The following is a 16,160-nucleotide window of genomic DNA, read 5'->3' on the forward strand; positions in this document are numbered from 1 at the left end:
GCGAAAGGCGGACCCGCCTTCCCGACCGGGAAGTGAGGTCCGCCTCGCGAAGTGAACGTTCGGTCAGGCGACCGGAACGATGTTCACGACCTTGCGGCCACGGTGGGTACCGAACTCCACCGCACCGGCCTGCAGCGCGAACAGCGTGTCGTCGCCGCCACGGCCGACGCCGGCGCCCGGGTGGAAGTGGGTGCCGCGCTGACGGACCAGGATCTCACCAGCGTTGACGACCTGACCGCCGAAGCGCTTCACGCCGAGCCGCTGGGCATTGGAGTCGCGACCGTTCCGGGTGGACGATGCGCCCTTCTTGTGTGCCATGTCTCCTCAGTCCCTTACTTCGCAGCCGCGGGGATCGACGTGACCTTGATCGCCGTGTACTGCTGGCGGTGGCCCTGACGACGGCGGTAGCCGGTCTTGTTCTTGTAGCGCAGAATGTCGATCTTCTGGCCCTTGTGGTGGTCCACGACCTCGGCCTGGACCTTGATGCCGGCCAGCACCCACGGGTCGCTGGTCACAGCGTCGCCGTCGACAACGAGCAGGGTCGAGAGCTCGACCGTGTCGCCAACCTTGGCGGTGGAAATCTTGTCAACCTCAACGATGTCGCCGACAGCAACCTTGTGCTGGCGACCACCGCTGCGCACGATGGCGTACACGCGGATCTCTCTTTCGCTCGAAGAAACGGCACCCCCGCAGGCCAGCCGCCCAGCGATGACACGGGCAACCTCTCCCGGCCAACCGTGTGCCCGGGAGGAAGAGGTTTACGGGGATGTGGCGTGCTCAGTGGACACGCCGACGGTCAAGGTTACGGGGCCGTGGCCGAAGGGGTCAAACCGGGCCGGGCCCCCGCGGTATGCGGCCGGTCACACGGACCGGCCGCACACCGCTCAGCGGGTTCAGCCCTCGTCGGCGGCCGCGGAGACCGTGGTGGTCTTCTTCGCCGTCGACTTGGCGGCGGCCGTCTTGGCGGTCTTGGCCGCCTTCTTGGCCGTCGTCTTCTTGGCGGCCGTCTTCTTGGCCACGGTCTTCTTGGTGGCGGCCTTCTTCGCCGTGGCCTTCTTGGCCGCCTTGCGGGCGGTCTTCTTGGCCGGCACGGCCTCCTCGACCGCCTCCTGCGCCGCCTCGGCAGCGGGCGCCTCGGCGGCAGCCGCCTCCGACGCGGTGGCCGGGACGACCACGACGGCCGTCTCCTCGGACGCGGACGGCGCGGTGGCCTTGCGCACGGCACGGCGGCGCGGGCGGGCCGGGGCGGCGCTCTCGGCGGGCGCCTCCTCGACCGCAGCCGGGGCCTCGGCCTCGGGCTGCTCCACCGGCGCCTCGGGCGCGGTCTCGGCGACCGTCACCACGGCCGCCTCCGCGCCCGCCGGGGAACCGGCCGGCGCCGACACCTTGCGGGTCGCCCGACGACGCGTACGGCCCTTGGGCGCGGCCTCCTCGACAGCGGGCTCCGGGGCCGCCACGGCGACCGGCTCGGCCTGCGCCTCGACCACCAGCTCCGCCTCCGGCTCCGGCAGCGTGGGAAGCACGGCCTCCTCGGCGGGCGTGACGGCCTCGACGGTCTCCGCGGCCTCGGTGGCCTTCGCGGCCCTGCGGCGCTCGGCCTTCGGCGCACTGGCCGGAGCCGAGGCACGACGGCTGACGCGGCGACGCGAGCGGCCACGGCCGGCCGCCGCCTCCGCCTCGGCGACGCTGCTGTACAGCTCCTCGTCCGGCTCGAAGTCGGGGGCGGGCAGGGCGAGCGGCTCGGCCAGCTCAGCGGCGACCTCGACAACCGTCTCCGCCGCCGGCTCGACGGCCTCGCCCGTCTCCACGGCCACGGCGGCGACCTCGTGCTCGGGCAGCTGCCCGTCACCGCCGCGCCCGCGCTTCTTGCGCTTGCCGCCGCCACCGCCGCCGACCGCGGTCGGCTGCTCCATGTGGACGATGACGCCACGGCCGTTGCAGTGGACGCAGGTCTCGGAGAAGGACTCCAGCAGGCCCTGGCCGACCCGCTTGCGGGTCATCTGGACCAGGCCCAGCGAGGTCACCTCGGCGACCTGGTGCTTCGTACGGTCGCGGCCCAGGCACTCCAGCAGGCGGCGCAGCACCAGGTCCCGGTTCGACTCCAGGACCATGTCGATGAAGTCGATGACGATGATGCCGCCGAGGTCGCGCAGCCGCAGCTGGCGCACGATCTCCTCGGCCGCCTCCAGGTTGTTCCTGGTGACCGTCTCCTCCAGGTTGCCGCCCTGACCGGTGAACTTGCCGGTGTTGACGTCGACGACGACCATCGCCTCGGTCCGGTCGATCACCAGCGAACCGCCGCTGGGCAGCCAGACCTTGCGGTCCAGCGCCTTGGCGAGCTGCTCGTCGATCCGGTAGGTGGCGAAGGCGTCGACCTCGGAGGTCCACTTCGACAGCCGCTCGGCCAGGTCCGGGGCCACGTGGGAGACGTACCCGTGGATCGTCTCCCAGGCCTCGTCACCGCTGACGACGACCTTGGAGAAGTCCTCGTTGAAGATGTCGCGCACGACCCGGACGGTCATGTCCGGCTCGCCGTACAGCAGCGTCGGAGCGTTGCCGCTCTTGGCCTTCTTCTGGATGTCCTCCCACTGCGCCTGCAGCCGCTCGACGTCCCGGCGCAGCTCCTCCTCGCTCGCGCCCTCGGCGGCGGTGCGCACGATGACGCCCGCGTCCTCGGGGACGATCTTCTTGAGGATGGTCTTCAGACGCGCGCGCTCGGTGTCGGGCAGCTTGCGGCTGATGCCGGTCATCGAGCCCTCGGGGACGTACACGAGGTAACGGCCCGGCAGGGAGACCTGGCTGGTCAGACGGGCACCCTTGTGGCCGATCGGGTCCTTCGTCACCTGGACGAGGACCGACTGGCCGGACTTCAGGGCGGACTCGATGCGCCGCGGGCCGTTGGCCATGCCCAGCGCCTCGAAGTTGACCTCACCGGCGTACAGGACGGCGTTGCGGCCCTTGCCGATGTCGATGAAGGCGGCCTCCATCGACGGCAGCACGTTCTGGACCTTGCCCAGGTAGACGTTGCCGACGTACGAGGTCGACTGCTCCTTGTTGACGTAGTGCTCGACCAGCACACCGTCCTCGAGGACGCCGATCTGCGTGCGCTCGCCGTGCTGGCGCACGACCATCACGCGCTCGACGGCCTCGCGGCGGGCCAGGAACTCGGCCTCGGTGATGATCGGAACGCGGCGGCGGCCCTGCTCACGGCCCTCGCGGCGGCGCTGCTTCTTCGCCTCCAGACGGGTCGAGCCCTTGATGGACTGCACCTCGTCGGACGGCTCGGCGGGCTTGCGGGGCTCGCGGACCTTGACGACCGTGCGCTCCGGGTCGCCGTCGCCGGGCTCGGTGTCGGCGGAGGTGTCACCGGCGCGACGACGGCGCCGGCGGCGGCGACGACTGCTGGAGGAGCCGGCCTCGTCGGCGTGTGCCTCCTCGGCGTCCTCTTCCTCCTGCTCGGCGGTGTCCTCGGCGTCCTGGGCGGCCTGCTCGGCGGCCAGTTCGTCGGCCTCGGCCTCCGCGCCCTCACCGGCCTCGCCCTCGACGGCGTCACCACGGCGACGGCGACGGCCGCCCCGGCGACGGCGGCGGCGCGCGCCGGCCTCCTCGGCGCCCTCGGCCTCTTCGGTCTCGTCGCCCTCGGCGAGGTCCTCGGCGGCGGCCTCCTCGGCCTCCTCCGGCTCCTCGTCCTCGGCGGCGACCTCGACGGCCTGCGTCTCCTCGGCGAAGGCGGCGCCACGGCGGCGACGGCGACGGCGCGAGCCGGCCTCGGCGCGCTCCTCCGCGTACGCCCCGGTCTCCGCGGCCTCCGTGGTCTCCTCGGTCTCCTCCGACCCGGCGGCCTCGGCAGCGGCCTCGGCGGCGGCCCGCTCGGGGGTCTGGAACTTCGGCTCGGCGAACACCGGCGCCTGGAACACGGCCACGGCGGGCCGGGCCGGGCGACGCGGTGCCTCGGCCTCGGCCTCGGCGGCCGGGGAGTGCGCGGGTGCGGAGAACCCGGTCGCGGCCTGCCGCACGACCCGGCGGCGACGGCGCGGCGCACCCTCGGCGGGGGTCTCGGCGGTGGCCTGGACGGCGACGGGCTCGGCGGGCTCGGCGGCGGCCTGCTCGGCGGCCACAGGGGCCTCCTCGGTCACAGGAGCACCGACGGGCGCCGAGACCTGGCGGGTGGCGCGGCGGCGGGTACGGCGCGGCGCGGCCTCTTCAGCGGCCTCGGCGGCCGCAGGGGCCTCAGCAGCCTCGACGGTCTCGGCAGCCGCGGGCTCTTCCACGGCCTCGGGGACGGGCGCGGCGGCAGCGGCCGGTACGACGGTCTCGGTGGCCTCGGCGGCGGCCGGGGCGCCGGCGGGCGCGGACGCCCGACGGGTGGCACGACGGCGCGTACGAGCGGCCGGCGCGGCCTCCGCCTCGACGGCGGGCGCGGCTTCGGCTGCCGGGGCCTCCACGGCGGGGGCGGCTTCGGCGGCGACCGGTGCCTCGGCGGCGGGCGCGGTCTCGGGCACCTCGGTGGCCTGCGGCGCGCCGGCGGGGGCGGAGGCGCGGCGGGCGGCGCGACGGCGCGGACGGGCGGCGGGCGCGGCCTCGACGGCGGGCGCGGTCTCGGCCGCCGCCTTCTCCTCGGCCTTCTCCTCAGCCTTCACTTCGGCCTTCTCCTCGGCCTCGGCCGCGGCCGGTGCTCCGGCCGGCGCGGAGGCGCGGCGGGTGGCACGGCGGCGGGTACGGGGGGCGGGCGCGGCCTCTTCGGCAGTCTCGACGACCTCGACGGCCTCGGTCGACTGGGCGGCCTCAACCGGCTGGGCGGCCTCGGCGGCAGCGGTCGTCACAGCCGTAGCAGCCGGAACGGCCGTCTCGACGGCCTCGGCAGCCGCGGGCGCCCCGGCGGGCGCGGACGCACGGCGCGTGGCGCGGCGGCGGGTACGAGCGGCGGGCGCGGGCTCCTCGACGGCGGCGGGCGCCTCGACGGCCTCGGCCTGCTCCTCGGCGATCTCGTCGGCCTCCGCTGCCGGTATGGCCGGCACGGTGACCTCGGTGGGTGCCTCGGCCGCGGCGGGCGGACCCGCCGGGCGAGAGGCGGCACGGCGACGCCTGCGCGGCGGCAGGGTGTCGCTCGGAGTGTTCAGTTCAGAGCCCTCTTGGGGCTCGGTCGGCTCGAGCATGCGGGCGTTTCTCCCGTCAGGCTCCCGGGCGCCGCGCCTGGTCCGGCGTCGGTCTCCAAGGACCGTCCGCCGTTGACGTCCGCGGCCCGCGCGATGCGCGGTGGCCGCCGTCCGGGGCGCGGGCGCCGCACGGGAGCACTCTGTGTCCTGTCTCGCCGGTTCCGTACGCCTTGTCGGTACGGCCTGGCGAAAGTCTTCTGGTCGGTGCGCTGCCCGACCCAGGTGGCTCCCGAGTACGAGGGCTGCGCTACGACGTCCGTCCCTACGCGGGACCTTCCGGCGTCGGCGCCGTCGCGGCGGCAACCGGTTGGGCCGTCAGGGCCTCGGCTGCCTCGCGGTCGGGCGCGAGCGGGTCGGTCACCGTGCCGGTCTCTTCATCGAGCAGCCCCTGCGCCAGCCTGGTCACCGCTGCGGGGACCGGCGGCGCCAGGTCGGCCACGGCGCGGAGACCGGACAGGACGTCGTCGGGTCGTACGGCAGGCGTCACGTGCCGAACAACCAGCCGCAGTATCGCACAGGGCTGGTCGCTAGGCCTATCAGCCAGTGGACTGTCGGTTTCCAGGTGCACGACCGCGGGGCGGGCGTCGAAGGTGCGGACGCCGTTCTTGGTCATGCGCTGCACCTCGACGGTGTCGGCCTCGGTGAAGGCCTCGACCGCGCGCTGTGCGTCGACCGGGTCGACTCCGTCCAGCCTCAACTCCCAGACGGAGGCCGTGAGCCGGTCGGCGAGGCCCGAGGTCCGTGCCTCGACCGCGTCGACGATGTCGAGCCCGGTGGGCAGCGACTCGTCGAGCAGGTCGCGCAGGGTCTCGGGGTCGCGCGACTCGGTCAGCGCGATCTCCAGGTACTCCGCCTCACTGCCCGTGCCGGTGGGTGCGGCATTGGCGTACGACACCTTCGGGTGCGGTGTGAACCCCGCCGAGTACGCCATGGGCACCTCGGCGCGGCGCAGCGCACGCTCGAAGGCGCGCTGGAAGTCACGGTGGCTGGTGAACCGGAGGCGGCCGCGCTTGGTGTAGCGCAGTCGGATGCGCTGCACCGCGGGTGCGGGCGGCGGGCCTTCGGGCTGTCGCTTGCCCAGTGTCCTAGTCCTTCGTGAGAGCGGTCGTACTGCTACCAAGAGTACGTGTCCCGGGTCCCGAGGGTTCCCGCCGGTCGACCGCGACCGGCTGCCGGGGCTCGCCGAAGAGCATCCGCCTCAGGTCCGCGCGGGCCTGCCGCACGGTGTCGCGGGCGGTGGTCAGCGCCTGCCGCGCGGTCCGCCCCACCACGCGCGCGGCCTCGGCGACGGGCCGCAGGACGAAGTCCCGTACGACGTGCCCGACGGGGGTCAGGACCGTGCGGTACACCCAGCGCAGCGGCTCCACGAAGATCCACCGGAAGAGGGTCGCGAGCGCCCTGCCGACCGCGCGCGAGATCCGTCCCGCGACCCGCCAGGCGTGCCCGAGGGCCTCGCCCACCTCGCGGGCGACGACGGCGAGGAACCGGCCGACGGGTACGAGGACCCAGCGCCACAGGGCTTGGGCGGGCAGGACGACCAGGACGCGGGCGGTCCAGTACAGGACCGCACCGATCGCGGTGACCACGGCGCCGGCCACCCACGCCACCGCTCGCCCGACCGGGGCGAGGACCCACTCGTACAGCCACCGCGCGGGGACGACGAGCAGGTACCGCACCAGCCAGGCCACGGCGGCGAACACGCCCGCCCCGGCGGCGGCGAGCAGGAATCCCACGCCCTTCAGCAGCCACAGGACGCCCCGGCCCAGCGGTGCGAGCACGCGCGCGTACAGCCACTCCAGGCCGGCCCCGATCCCCCGCGCGACCCAGGCGACGGCGCGCCCGAGCGGGGTCAGCACGTAGGCGTACAGCCACCGCAGCGGTACGACGACGAGGACGTGCCCGAGCCAGCCGAGCGCCTTCCCTACGGGCACGAGGACGTAGCGCCACAGCGCCACCCACGGCCACACGAAGACCGCCCGGCCGATCCACAGCAGCGCGCGCCCCAGCGGCCGCAGCACGGTGTCGGTGAGGAACCGGCCGCAGACCACCAGCGCGTCCCACGCCATGCGCACGGGCAGCACCAGCACGAGCACGACGATGCGCACGGGAATGCGGATCGCGACGGCGAGGCATCCCTCGGGGTACTGCGGCTCGGGCGGGGGCTTCTGGAGGTCCATACCGAGGTAGACGCCTGGGCAGCCCCTACGGATGCAGTCGTCCGTCGGTCCCGTCCGCGGATGTTGGTCCGATCCATGGACAAGGCGGCGCGTTCCGGCGTGACACACGCTCGGTCCGGTCGTGCAAGGGCCACCCTCGCTCTCGGTTTCGGGACACCTCCCGGAACGGATGACCGGATGAACGGATGAACGGTGCCGGGAGCCGCCATGACCTACCGCTTCAGCCAGAACGACCAGTTCGACTACGAGATCCTGCTCGCCCTGGGCGCCGCATGGCGGCAGGGTGCCGACGTGGGCGAGGTGCTGGCGACCGCTGCCGCCGTGGCGGACGGTGACGGCGAGGCCTGGTTCACCGCCTGGGTCGAACTGGCCCGCAGAGTCCGGGAACAGGCCGGCCGCAGCGCGGCGGCGGGGCGGACGGTGAGCGCCCGGGACGCCCTGTTGCGCGCCGCCGGTTACTTCGGCACCGCCCTCGTGGGCGTCGACGCGGTCGCCGATCCCGAGAGACGGCTGGCCGAGGTGTTCCCGGAGCACCGCGCCTGCCTGGACCGCTTTCTGACGTCCTTGGACCCGCCCGCCGAGCCGGTCGCCATCCCGTACGAGAACACGCCCCTGCCCGGTTACCTCGTCAGCCCGCCCGGCGCCCCCGGCCCCCTTCCCACGCTGATCGCCAACAACGGCAGCGACGGCCCGCTCAGCTCCGCCTGGACGCTGCTCGGCGCGCCGGCGGTGGCCCGCGGATACCGCGTACTGCTCTTCGACGGCCCGGGCCAGCAGTCGATGCTCTTCGAACGGGGCGTGACCTTCCGGCCCGACTGAGAGAACGTCATCACCCCGGTGGTGGACTTCCTCCTCTCCCGGCCCGACGTCGACCCCCGCCGGATCGTCCTGGCCGGCATCAGCCAGGCCGGCTACTGGGTCCCGCGCGCGCTCGCGTACGAGCACCGGATCGCGGCCGCGGTCGCCGACCCGGGGGTGACCCGTGTCGTGGACAGCTGGTGGCACAACCTCGGCCCCGATCTGCGCCACCTGTGGGAGTCCGGTGACCGTGCCACCTTCGACCGCGTCATCGAGGACGCCCTCGCCGAGGACGGGCCACTCGCCGCGACCTGGCGCTGGCGGGCCAAGCCGTACGGCATCGACTCGCCGTTCGACCTCGTCGCCGAGATCTCCCGGTACGACCTCATGCCGGTCGTCGACCGGATCACCACCCCGCTGCTGATTACCGACCCGGACGGCGAGCACTTCTGGCCAGGCGCTTCGCGGGAGTTGTACAACGCCCTGACCGGCCCGAAGCACCTGGTCCGCTTCACCGAGGCGGAAGGGGCGCACCGGCACTGCGAGCCGTTGGGCCGCGCTCTGTTCGAACAGCGTGTCTTCGACTGGCTGGACGATCGGCTCGGCGCCGCCGACGGGGTCTGATCACCGAACGGCAGCGGCCGGATAACACATTGACTCGCGCACGCCAAAACTATGGTTTCAAGTCAGCCTGACTGATTCGATGGGAAGCAATCACGCGGATCCCAGGGGGGACGAGACAATGCACTGGTATGTGGACGTACTCAAGAAGTACGCGGTGTTCAGCGGCCGTGCGCGGCGGCAGGAATACTGGATGTTCTTCCTGTTCAACCTGATCATCAGCATCGTGCTGACGATCGTCGACCGCGCCATCGGCTCGAACGTCATCAGCCTCATCTACACCCTCGCCGTCCTGCTCCCCGGCCTCGGTGTCACGATCCGCCGCCTGCACGACACGGGCCGCTCCGGCTGGTGGATCCTCATCTCCCTCATCCCGCTGGTGGGCACGATCATCCTGATCGTCTTCCTCGCCACCGAGGGCAAGTCGGAGCCGAACCAGTACGGCCCCAACCCGAAGTACGCGCCGGCCCACTGAGCCGACGTCAGCGAAAAGGCCCGCCGGGGTTCTCCGGCGGGCCTTTCTCGGCTTACTCGGGCCTCCTGGCGATCGTGTTCACCCGCGTCGGGTGAAGCCGTCCGGTGTCCGCCGTGGCCAAGCTGGACGCGACGACGGCTTCTGCGACTTCTTTCGAGGTGTGCCACGCACACAGTGAGATCGGCTTCTGGCCCGGCTCCCGCCCGCTGGGCCCGTGCGGCGCTGCTCGCCCTGCTGGGCAGCGTGACGGTGCCGCTGGTCGTCGCCGGGCTGAAGAGCGTGCTGTGGATGCTGGTGGGGGTCGCGGGGCTCGCCCTCACCGCCGCCGGGGTGTGGTGGGCCCTCGCGCACACCGGAGTGGTCCGGGCCGTGGGGACGCTGCTGTCGGTGGCCGCGCCTGTGGCGGTCCTCGCGCTGTACGCCGCGCACGACCTGCTGTGGGCGGTCTTCCTCTCGCTGGGCCTGTGGGTGCTGGCGGTGGTGGCCGCGCAGATCGCCCTGACGCCCGCGGGTGCTTCCGCGCGCCACCGTGACCGGGGTCCCGTCGAGCCGCCGCGCCATCCGTGGGTCCTGATGAACCCGAACTCCGGCGGCGGCAAGGTGGCCCGCTGCCACCTGGCGGAGCGGGCACGGGCGGCGGGCGCCGAGGTCGTCCTGCTGGACCCGACACGGCACCAGGACGTGGCGGAGCTGGCCCGGCGTGCGGTGGCGGACGGCGCCGACCTGCTGGGCGTGGCCGGCGGGGACGGCACACAGGCTCTGGTCGCCGAGGTCGCGGCCCGGCACGGTCTGCCCTTCGTCGTGATCCCGGCCGGCACCCGCAACCACTTCGCCCTGGACCTCGGCCTGGACCGGGAAGACCCTGCGGCCGCCCTGGCGGCACTCACCGACGCCGACGAGTTCCGCGTCGACCTCGGGTTCGCCGCCGACCGGGTGTTCGTCAACAACGTCTCCTTCGGCACCTACGCGGTCGTGGTGGCCAATCCCGAATACCGGGACCAGAAGGTCCGCACGGCCCTGCGGGAGCTGCCCGATCTCCTCACCGGTGACAAGGCCCCCAGCCTGCGCATGCGGGCCGGCCGGTCGCGGGCCTCGGGCCTGCAGGCGCTGCTCGTCAGCAACAACCCCTACCGGCGTGCCGTCGACGTCTCCCGCCCGGGGCGCCGGGTCTGCCTGAACTCCGGACGGCTCGGCGTGCTGTGCGTGCGCGTCGGCAGCACCGCGCAGGCGGCCCGGCTGCTGCGCGGCCCGCGCTCGCCGGGGCTGACCCGGCTGACCGCGCGGGAGGTCGTCGTCGAGGCGGACGCGCCCACCGTCCCGGCCGGTATCGACGGAGAGCACGTCGAGCTGCCCGTACCCGTCGTGTGCCGGATCGACGCCGGGGCCCTGCGCGTCCGCGTGCCGCGCCGCCGCCCCGGTTCACCGGTCGCCCGGCCGGCCGCCGACTGGCCACGGGTGGCGCGGCTCGCGCTGGGCAGGTGACGTCACCCGGCGCCGGTGGTCCACTGGGCGCCGGTGCGCAGGCGGTAGGCGGCGACGGCGGCCTCGACCGTGGGGAAGAAGTGGTCCGGGTCGATGGTGCGGGTGAGTCCGTAGCGTTCGATCTTCCGGCGCACCGGGTCCTTCAGCTCGGCGAACACCAGATGGATGTGCTCGGCGTTGAGGGCCTCGTCGAGGTCCTCCAGGACGTCGGCGGCGGTGGTGTCCACGTCGGTCATCGGCTCGGCCGCGACCACGATCCAGCTCGGCCGCGGGTCCCCGTGGGCGAGCCGGCGGACCTGGTCGCGGAAGGTCCTGGCGTTGGCGAAGAAGAGCGGCGCGTCGAACCGGTAGATCACCAGGCCGGGCAGCCGCTGCGCGCCGGGGTGGGAGCGGATGTCGTGGAAGCCCTCCAGTCCGGGCACCCGGCCCAGCACGGCGTCGTACGGCCACCAGGCGCGGCGGAAGACGTTGAGGACGGACAGGGCGACCGCGATCGCGATCCCGGCCAGCACCCCGAGGAACGCGACGCCGACGAAGGCCGCGAGCGACAGCAGGAACTCGACGCGGCGCTGCCGCCACAGCCGTACGGTGCCCGGCAGGTCGGCGAGGGACAGGGACGCGACGATGACCACGGCGGCCAGCGCGGGCTGGGGCAGGTTCCGGAACAGCCCCGGGACCAGCAGGAGCATGAGGACGATCAGGGCCGCGCCGACGACCCCGGTCAACTGGGTCCGCGCGCCCGCCCGTTCGGCCACCGCCGTGCGCGAGCCGCTCGTGCTGACCGGGAAGCCCTGGAAGAAGCCCGCCGCCAGGTTGGCGGCCCCGATCCCGGCCATCTCCTGGTTGCCCCGGACCTCCTGTCCGGTGCGGGCCGCGAAGGCCGACGCGTTGGAGATGGTGTCGGCCAGGGAGACCACGGCGATGCCCAGGGCGCCAGCGGACAGCGGCCCGAGGTCGTCGAGCCGGACGTCGGGCACGGTGAACGGCGGGAAGCCCTTCGGCAGCACCCCGACCAGCCCGACCCCGTGCGCGCCCAGCTCGAACACGGCGGCGGCGCCGATCGCCAGCACCACCATCACCAGCACCGCGGGCACCTTCGGCAGCCGGCGCTGCAGCACCAGCAGCAGCACGACCCCGCCGATCCCCACCGCGGCCGCGGCCGGTACGACCGCTCCGGCGGCCAGCTTCTCGACGAGGCCGACGCACTCCCCGATCAGGGTGTCCGCCTCGACCTTGAAGCCGAGCAGCTTGGGCAGCTGTCCGATCAGGATGGTCAGGGCCAGCCCGTTCATGTAGCCGATCATCGTGGGCTTGGAGATCAGGTCGGCGACGAAGCCGAGCTTCGCCATCGAGGCCAGGATCATCACGAGCGCGACCATCAGGGCGAGCATCGAGGCCAGGGCGACGGCCCGGTCGGGATCTCCGCCCGCCCCGGCCAGCGGGAGCACGGTGGCGGCGATCATCGGCCCGAGCGAGGAGTCCGGGCCCAGCACCAGGATCCGGGACGGTCCGCAGACCGCGTAGCCCAGCAGGCACAGGATCGACGTGTACAGGCCGGTGATCGGCGGCAGGCCCGCGAGTTCGGCGTACGCCATGCCCTGCGGCACCAGCAGCGTCGTCAGGACGACTCCGGCGACCAGGTCCTTGGCCAGCCACTCGCGCCGGTACGACGACACGGCGCGGACCCCGGGAACGGCCCGCAGCCGGGTCAGTACCCATGCGGTGGCGTGCCGGGTCGCCATCTACGGCCTCTCACGTCCTTGCGGCCCGCCTGGCGACGAACTTGCCCAGCTCCCACAGCCCGAGCAGCACCAGCGCCGGCACCAGCGCCCAGCCGAACTGCCGCACGTTGATCTGTGTCGTGCCCAGCAGCCGCTGGAAGCCGTCCATCTGGGTGACCAGCACCGCGAGGGCGAACTCCACGAGCATCGCCCAGTTCATCTGCTTGCTGTCGAAGCTGGCGGTGGTCAGGACGGTCTCGGTCTCGCTGCGGCATTCGAGCGCGGCCACGATCAGGCAGAGCGCGAAGGACGTGAACGCGATGGACTGGCCGACGACGGTGCTGCCGTAGTGCGCCTCGCCGAGCTTGATCAGGGCGAGCAGGCCGATCGTGATCACCAGCCCGGACAGCCCGACCGTGACCATCACGCCCCTGGTGAGCACGGGTTCACCGCGCGGACGCGGTCTGCGCTCCATGAGTCCGGGGCTCTGCCGGTCGAAGCCGAGCGCGAAGCCGAAGGCCGCGTTGACGAAGAAGTGGATCCACAGCACCTGGGCCGGGCTGAAGGGTTCGCCCGCCGCGATGTCGAACAGGGTCGCGCCGAGGAAGGTCAGGACGAACACCACGAGGAGCACGAGGACGAAGCGGATGTACTTCGTGAGGTTGTCGTAGATCTTGCGGCCCTGCTCGACGGCGAAGACGATCGTCGCGAAGTTGTCGTCGGACAGCACCATCCGCCCGGCGTTCTTGGCGACCTCCGTGCCGGAGCCCATGGCGATGCCGATGTCGGCCGCCTTGATGGCCGGGGCGTCGTTGACGCCGTCCCCGGTCATGGCCACCACGTCGCCCTTCTTCTTGAGCGTGTCGGCGAGCAGCACCTTGTGTTCGGGGGCGACGCGGCCGACCACCCCGATGTCGTCGATCCGGGCGAGCCGCTCGTTCTCCGGCAGCGCGGCGAACTCGGCGCCGAGGAGCGCCTCGCCCTCGATGCCCAGCTGCCGGGCGATGGCGGCACCCGTGACGACGTCGTCGCCGGTCACCATCCGCACCCGGATGTGCGCGGCCTGCGCGTCGGCCACGGCGGCCCTCGACTCCGCGCGCGGCGGGTCGACCATGCCGACCAGGCTCGTCATCTGCAGGTCGGTGACGTGGGCGAGCAGGTCCCCGTCCGGATCGAAGGCAGCCGGGTCGAGGTCGCGGCGCGCGGCGGCCATCACCCGCAGCCCCTCGCCGCCCATGCGCTCGACGTGTGTCCGGGCCCGCTCGCGCAGCTCCGCGTCCCAGGGGACGGTCGTGCCGTCGCGCAGCGCGGTGGCGGCCCGGGCCATGACCGCGGGTGCCGCCCCCTTCACGAAGCACCGCACGACCGGGCGGCCGGCCGCGTCCGTGGCCGAGTGGAAGGTGGCCATCAGCTTGTACGACGGGTCGAACGGCAGCGTGGCCAGCCGGGGCAGCCGCTCCCGGGTGGCGTCGATGTCCAGCCCGGCCTTGTGGCCGAGCACCAGCAGGGCGCCCTCGGTGGGGTCGCCGACCACCGTGCCGTCCACGAGCCCGGCGTCGCTGGCGACCACGTAGGGCAGGATCGCGTCCTCGATGCCGGGTGTGCTGCCGACGGCGTGATGGACCTTGCCCTCCAGGCCGTAACCGGTGCCGGAGACGGTGTAGCGGTCGCCGGGATCGATGACCTCCACGACGGTCATCTGGTTCATGGTGAGGGTGCCGGTCTTGTCGGAGTTGATCGCCGAGGTGAACCCCAGCGACTCCACCGACGGCAGGTCCTTCACGATCGCCTGACGCCGGGCCAGGTCCACCCCGCCGATCGACAGGATCGTCTGGGTCACCGTGGGCAGGGCCTCCGGGATGGCGGCGATGGCCAGCGAGACGGCGCTCACGAACAGCACGTCCCACGCCTCGCCGCGGCTGCGCCCCAGGACGAACATCACGACCATCGTCAGTCCGGCAGCACCCGTGATCCACAGGGTGAGCCGGTTCAGCTCCCGGTCCAGCGGGGAGGCCTCGCGGGGCGTCGCCGACAGCATCCCGGAGATACGGCCGAGTTCGGTGCCGGCGCCCGTGGCCGTGACGATCACCGTCGCGCTGCCGTGCGTGACCGGCGTGTTCATGAACGCCATGTTCGTCCGGTCCCCGGGGCCCAGGTCGCCGCCGGCCAGGGTCGTCGCATCCTTGGCGACGGGCACGCTCTCGCCCGTCAGCGCCGACTCGTCGATCTGCAGGGCGCTGGCCGCGATGATCCGGCCGTCGGCGGGGACCTCGTCCCCGGCGGTGAGGAGGACGACGTCACCGACGACCACCTCCTCGGCCGGGAGCTCGGACTCCGTCCCGTCCCGGCGCACCCGGGCGCTCGCCTTCAGCATCGACTTGAGCGCGTTCATGGCGCTCTCCGCCTTGCCCTCCTGTCGCATGCCGACGACCGCGTTGAGGACCGTCAGCACCATCAGCAGGATGCCCGTGTTCCACTCCGCGATCAGGAACGACACCACGGCGGCGGCGACCAGGACCAGCTGCATGTAGCTGCGGTACTGGGCCAGGTAGCGGCGCCAGCCCGGCAGGGGTTTCTCCTCCGGCAGCGCGTTCGGACCGTTCGCCCGCAGCAGCTCCGCGGCCCTCGCCGAGGACAGCCCCACGGCCGGATCCACCCCGAACCCGGCGGCGACCTCCTCCGCGGAGCGCGCGTACCAGGCCCGGTCGTCCGTCGCCCCCTCGTGCGGGGCGTCCGTCTGCGCGGTCATCGCGCGCGCCTCCTCGGCTTCCCGTTGCCGGATTCGCCTTTGGAAACCGATGCGGCGTACGGGTCGGGCGCGGCACCCTTGGGCGCCTCACGCTCCAGCTCCCGCCTGACCTCGGCCAGCCCGCGCCGGGTCTCGTCACTGACCCGCGGGTACTGCGGGTTGATCTCGATCAGCGTGTGCGCCAGCACCGCGGCCGCGCAGACCCGCGCGAACCACTTGTGGTCGGCGGGTACGACGTACCAGGGTGCCCATTCCGTGCTGGTGGCGGACAGCATCTGCGAGAACGCGCGCTGGTAGTCGTCCCACCGGGCCCGCTCCCTGACGTCGGCGGGCGAGAACTTCCAGTTGCGCTCGGGAACGTCGATGCGCTTGAGGAAGCGGATCCGCTGCTCCTCCTTCGACAGGTTCAGGAACAGCTTCACGATCCGGAACCCGTTGTCGGTCAGATAGCGCTCCCAGTCGTTGATCTCCCGGTACCGCCGGTCCCACACGTCCGGGCCGCGCACCGAGTCCGGCAGCCGCTGCCGGTCGAGGTTCTCCGGGTGCACTCGTACGACCAGGACCTCCTCGTAGTGGGACCGGTTGAAGATGCCGATCTCACCGCGCCCGGGCAGCCGGCAGGCGTAGCGCCACAGATAGTCGTGATCCAGCTCCTCGGTCGAGGGCACCTTGAAGCTGGACACCTGCACGCCCTGCGGATTGACGCCGCTCATCACATGGCGGATCGTCCCGTCCTTGCCGCCGGCGTCCAGCGCCTGCAGGCACACCAGCACTCCGTAGGTGTCCTGGGCCGCCAGCCGCCGCTGGTAGTCGGCGAGCAGCTCGACACCGGTGCGGAGCAGCTCGACGCCCTCCTTCTTCTTCCGGATGCCCGCCTTGTAGCCGGGATCGAAGTCGTCCGCCAGATGCACCTTCCTGCCGGGCTCGACCCGCAGGGGCCTGATGAACTCCGCTATGCGTTCGGCCCTGTCGTCGGCCATC

Annotated in this window: 12 protein-coding genes; 4 read left to right on the forward strand and 8 right to left on the reverse strand. The window is 72.9% G+C overall.

The features are described 5' to 3' along the window. Positions 1–63 precede the first annotated feature (63 nt). The 5 genes from rpmA to ACFYZZ_RS12820 all read right to left on the reverse strand — a co-directional run bounded on the left by rpmA (position 64) and on the right by ACFYZZ_RS12820 (position 7,333). Positions 64–318 (reverse strand): 50S ribosomal protein L27, encoded by a 255-nt coding sequence (gene rpmA / locus ACFYZZ_RS12800; protein WP_023550764.1) that lies wholly within the window; start codon positions 316–318, stop codon positions 64–66. Between the two features lie 14 nt (positions 319–332). Then, positions 333–653, reverse strand: coding sequence for a 50S ribosomal protein L21 (gene rplU / locus ACFYZZ_RS12805; RefSeq protein WP_030749991.1), 321 nt, complete (start codon positions 651–653; stop codon positions 333–335). 240 nt (positions 654–893) lie between these two features. Then, positions 894–5,156 carry a ribonuclease E/G gene (locus ACFYZZ_RS12810; protein WP_389174581.1) on the reverse strand — a complete coding sequence of 1,421 codons (4,263 nt, stop codon included), beginning with the start codon at positions 5,154–5,156 and terminating at the stop codon, positions 894–896. 262 nt (positions 5,157–5,418) lie between these two features. Next, the gene (locus ACFYZZ_RS12815) at positions 5,419–6,195 is read right to left on the reverse strand and encodes a TIGR03936 family radical SAM-associated protein (RefSeq protein ID WP_386571832.1); all 777 of its coding nucleotides are present in this window, start codon (positions 6,193–6,195) and stop codon (positions 5,419–5,421) included. A 46-nt stretch (positions 6,196–6,241) separates the two neighbouring features. Beyond that, entirely contained in the window at positions 6,242–7,333 is a 1,092-nt protein-coding gene (locus ACFYZZ_RS12820) for a hypothetical protein (RefSeq protein WP_389174584.1), read from the reverse strand. A 207-nt stretch (positions 7,334–7,540) separates the two neighbouring features. Here ACFYZZ_RS12820 and ACFYZZ_RS12825 point away from each other — a divergent pair, with 207 nt between their 5' ends. The 4 genes from ACFYZZ_RS12825 to ACFYZZ_RS12840 all read left to right on the forward strand — a co-directional run bounded on the left by ACFYZZ_RS12825 (position 7,541) and on the right by ACFYZZ_RS12840 (position 10,709). Then, on the forward strand, positions 7,541–8,152 hold the full coding sequence (locus ACFYZZ_RS12825; protein WP_389174587.1) for an alpha/beta hydrolase family protein: 612 nt from the start codon (positions 7,541–7,543) through the stop codon (positions 8,150–8,152). 18 nt (positions 8,153–8,170) lie between these two features. Further along, on the forward strand, positions 8,171–8,755 hold the full coding sequence (locus tag ACFYZZ_RS12830; protein WP_389174589.1) for an alpha/beta hydrolase family protein: 585 nt from the start codon (positions 8,171–8,173) through the stop codon (positions 8,753–8,755). A gap of 118 nt (positions 8,756–8,873) precedes the next feature. Next, complete coding sequence (locus ACFYZZ_RS12835) at positions 8,874–9,227, forward strand: DUF805 domain-containing protein (protein WP_389174592.1); 354 nt, start codon at positions 8,874–8,876, stop codon at positions 9,225–9,227. A 174-nt stretch (positions 9,228–9,401) separates the two neighbouring features. Beyond that, the gene (locus ACFYZZ_RS12840) at positions 9,402–10,709 is read left to right on the forward strand and encodes a diacylglycerol/lipid kinase family protein (RefSeq protein WP_389174595.1); all 1,308 of its coding nucleotides are present in this window, start codon (positions 9,402–9,404) and stop codon (positions 10,707–10,709) included. A 2-nt stretch (positions 10,710–10,711) separates the two neighbouring features. Here the strand turns inward: ACFYZZ_RS12840 and ACFYZZ_RS12845 are convergent, their stop codons facing one another. The 3 genes from ACFYZZ_RS12845 to ACFYZZ_RS12855 are packed head-to-tail and all read right to left on the reverse strand — an operon-like array spanning position 10,712 to position 16,159. Further along, on the reverse strand, positions 10,712–12,451 hold the full coding sequence (locus tag ACFYZZ_RS12845; RefSeq protein WP_389174598.1) for a SulP family inorganic anion transporter: 1,740 nt from the start codon (positions 12,449–12,451) through the stop codon (positions 10,712–10,714). A 10-nt stretch (positions 12,452–12,461) separates the two neighbouring features. Then, the gene (locus tag ACFYZZ_RS12850; protein WP_389174601.1) at positions 12,462–15,179 is read right to left on the reverse strand and encodes a cation-translocating P-type ATPase; all 2,718 of its coding nucleotides are present in this window, start codon (positions 15,177–15,179) and stop codon (positions 12,462–12,464) included. Continuing rightward, complete coding sequence (locus tag ACFYZZ_RS12855; RefSeq protein ID WP_389174604.1) at positions 15,176–16,159, reverse strand: polyphosphate kinase 2 family protein; 984 nt, start codon at positions 16,157–16,159, stop codon at positions 15,176–15,178. The genes ACFYZZ_RS12850 and ACFYZZ_RS12855 overlap by 4 nt, the downstream gene beginning before the upstream one ends. Position 16,160 lies beyond the last annotated feature (1 nt).

It is taken from the genome of Streptomyces sp. NPDC001816, assembly GCF_042892235.1.
GTDB lineage: Bacteria > Actinomycetota > Actinomycetes > Streptomycetales > Streptomycetaceae > Streptomyces.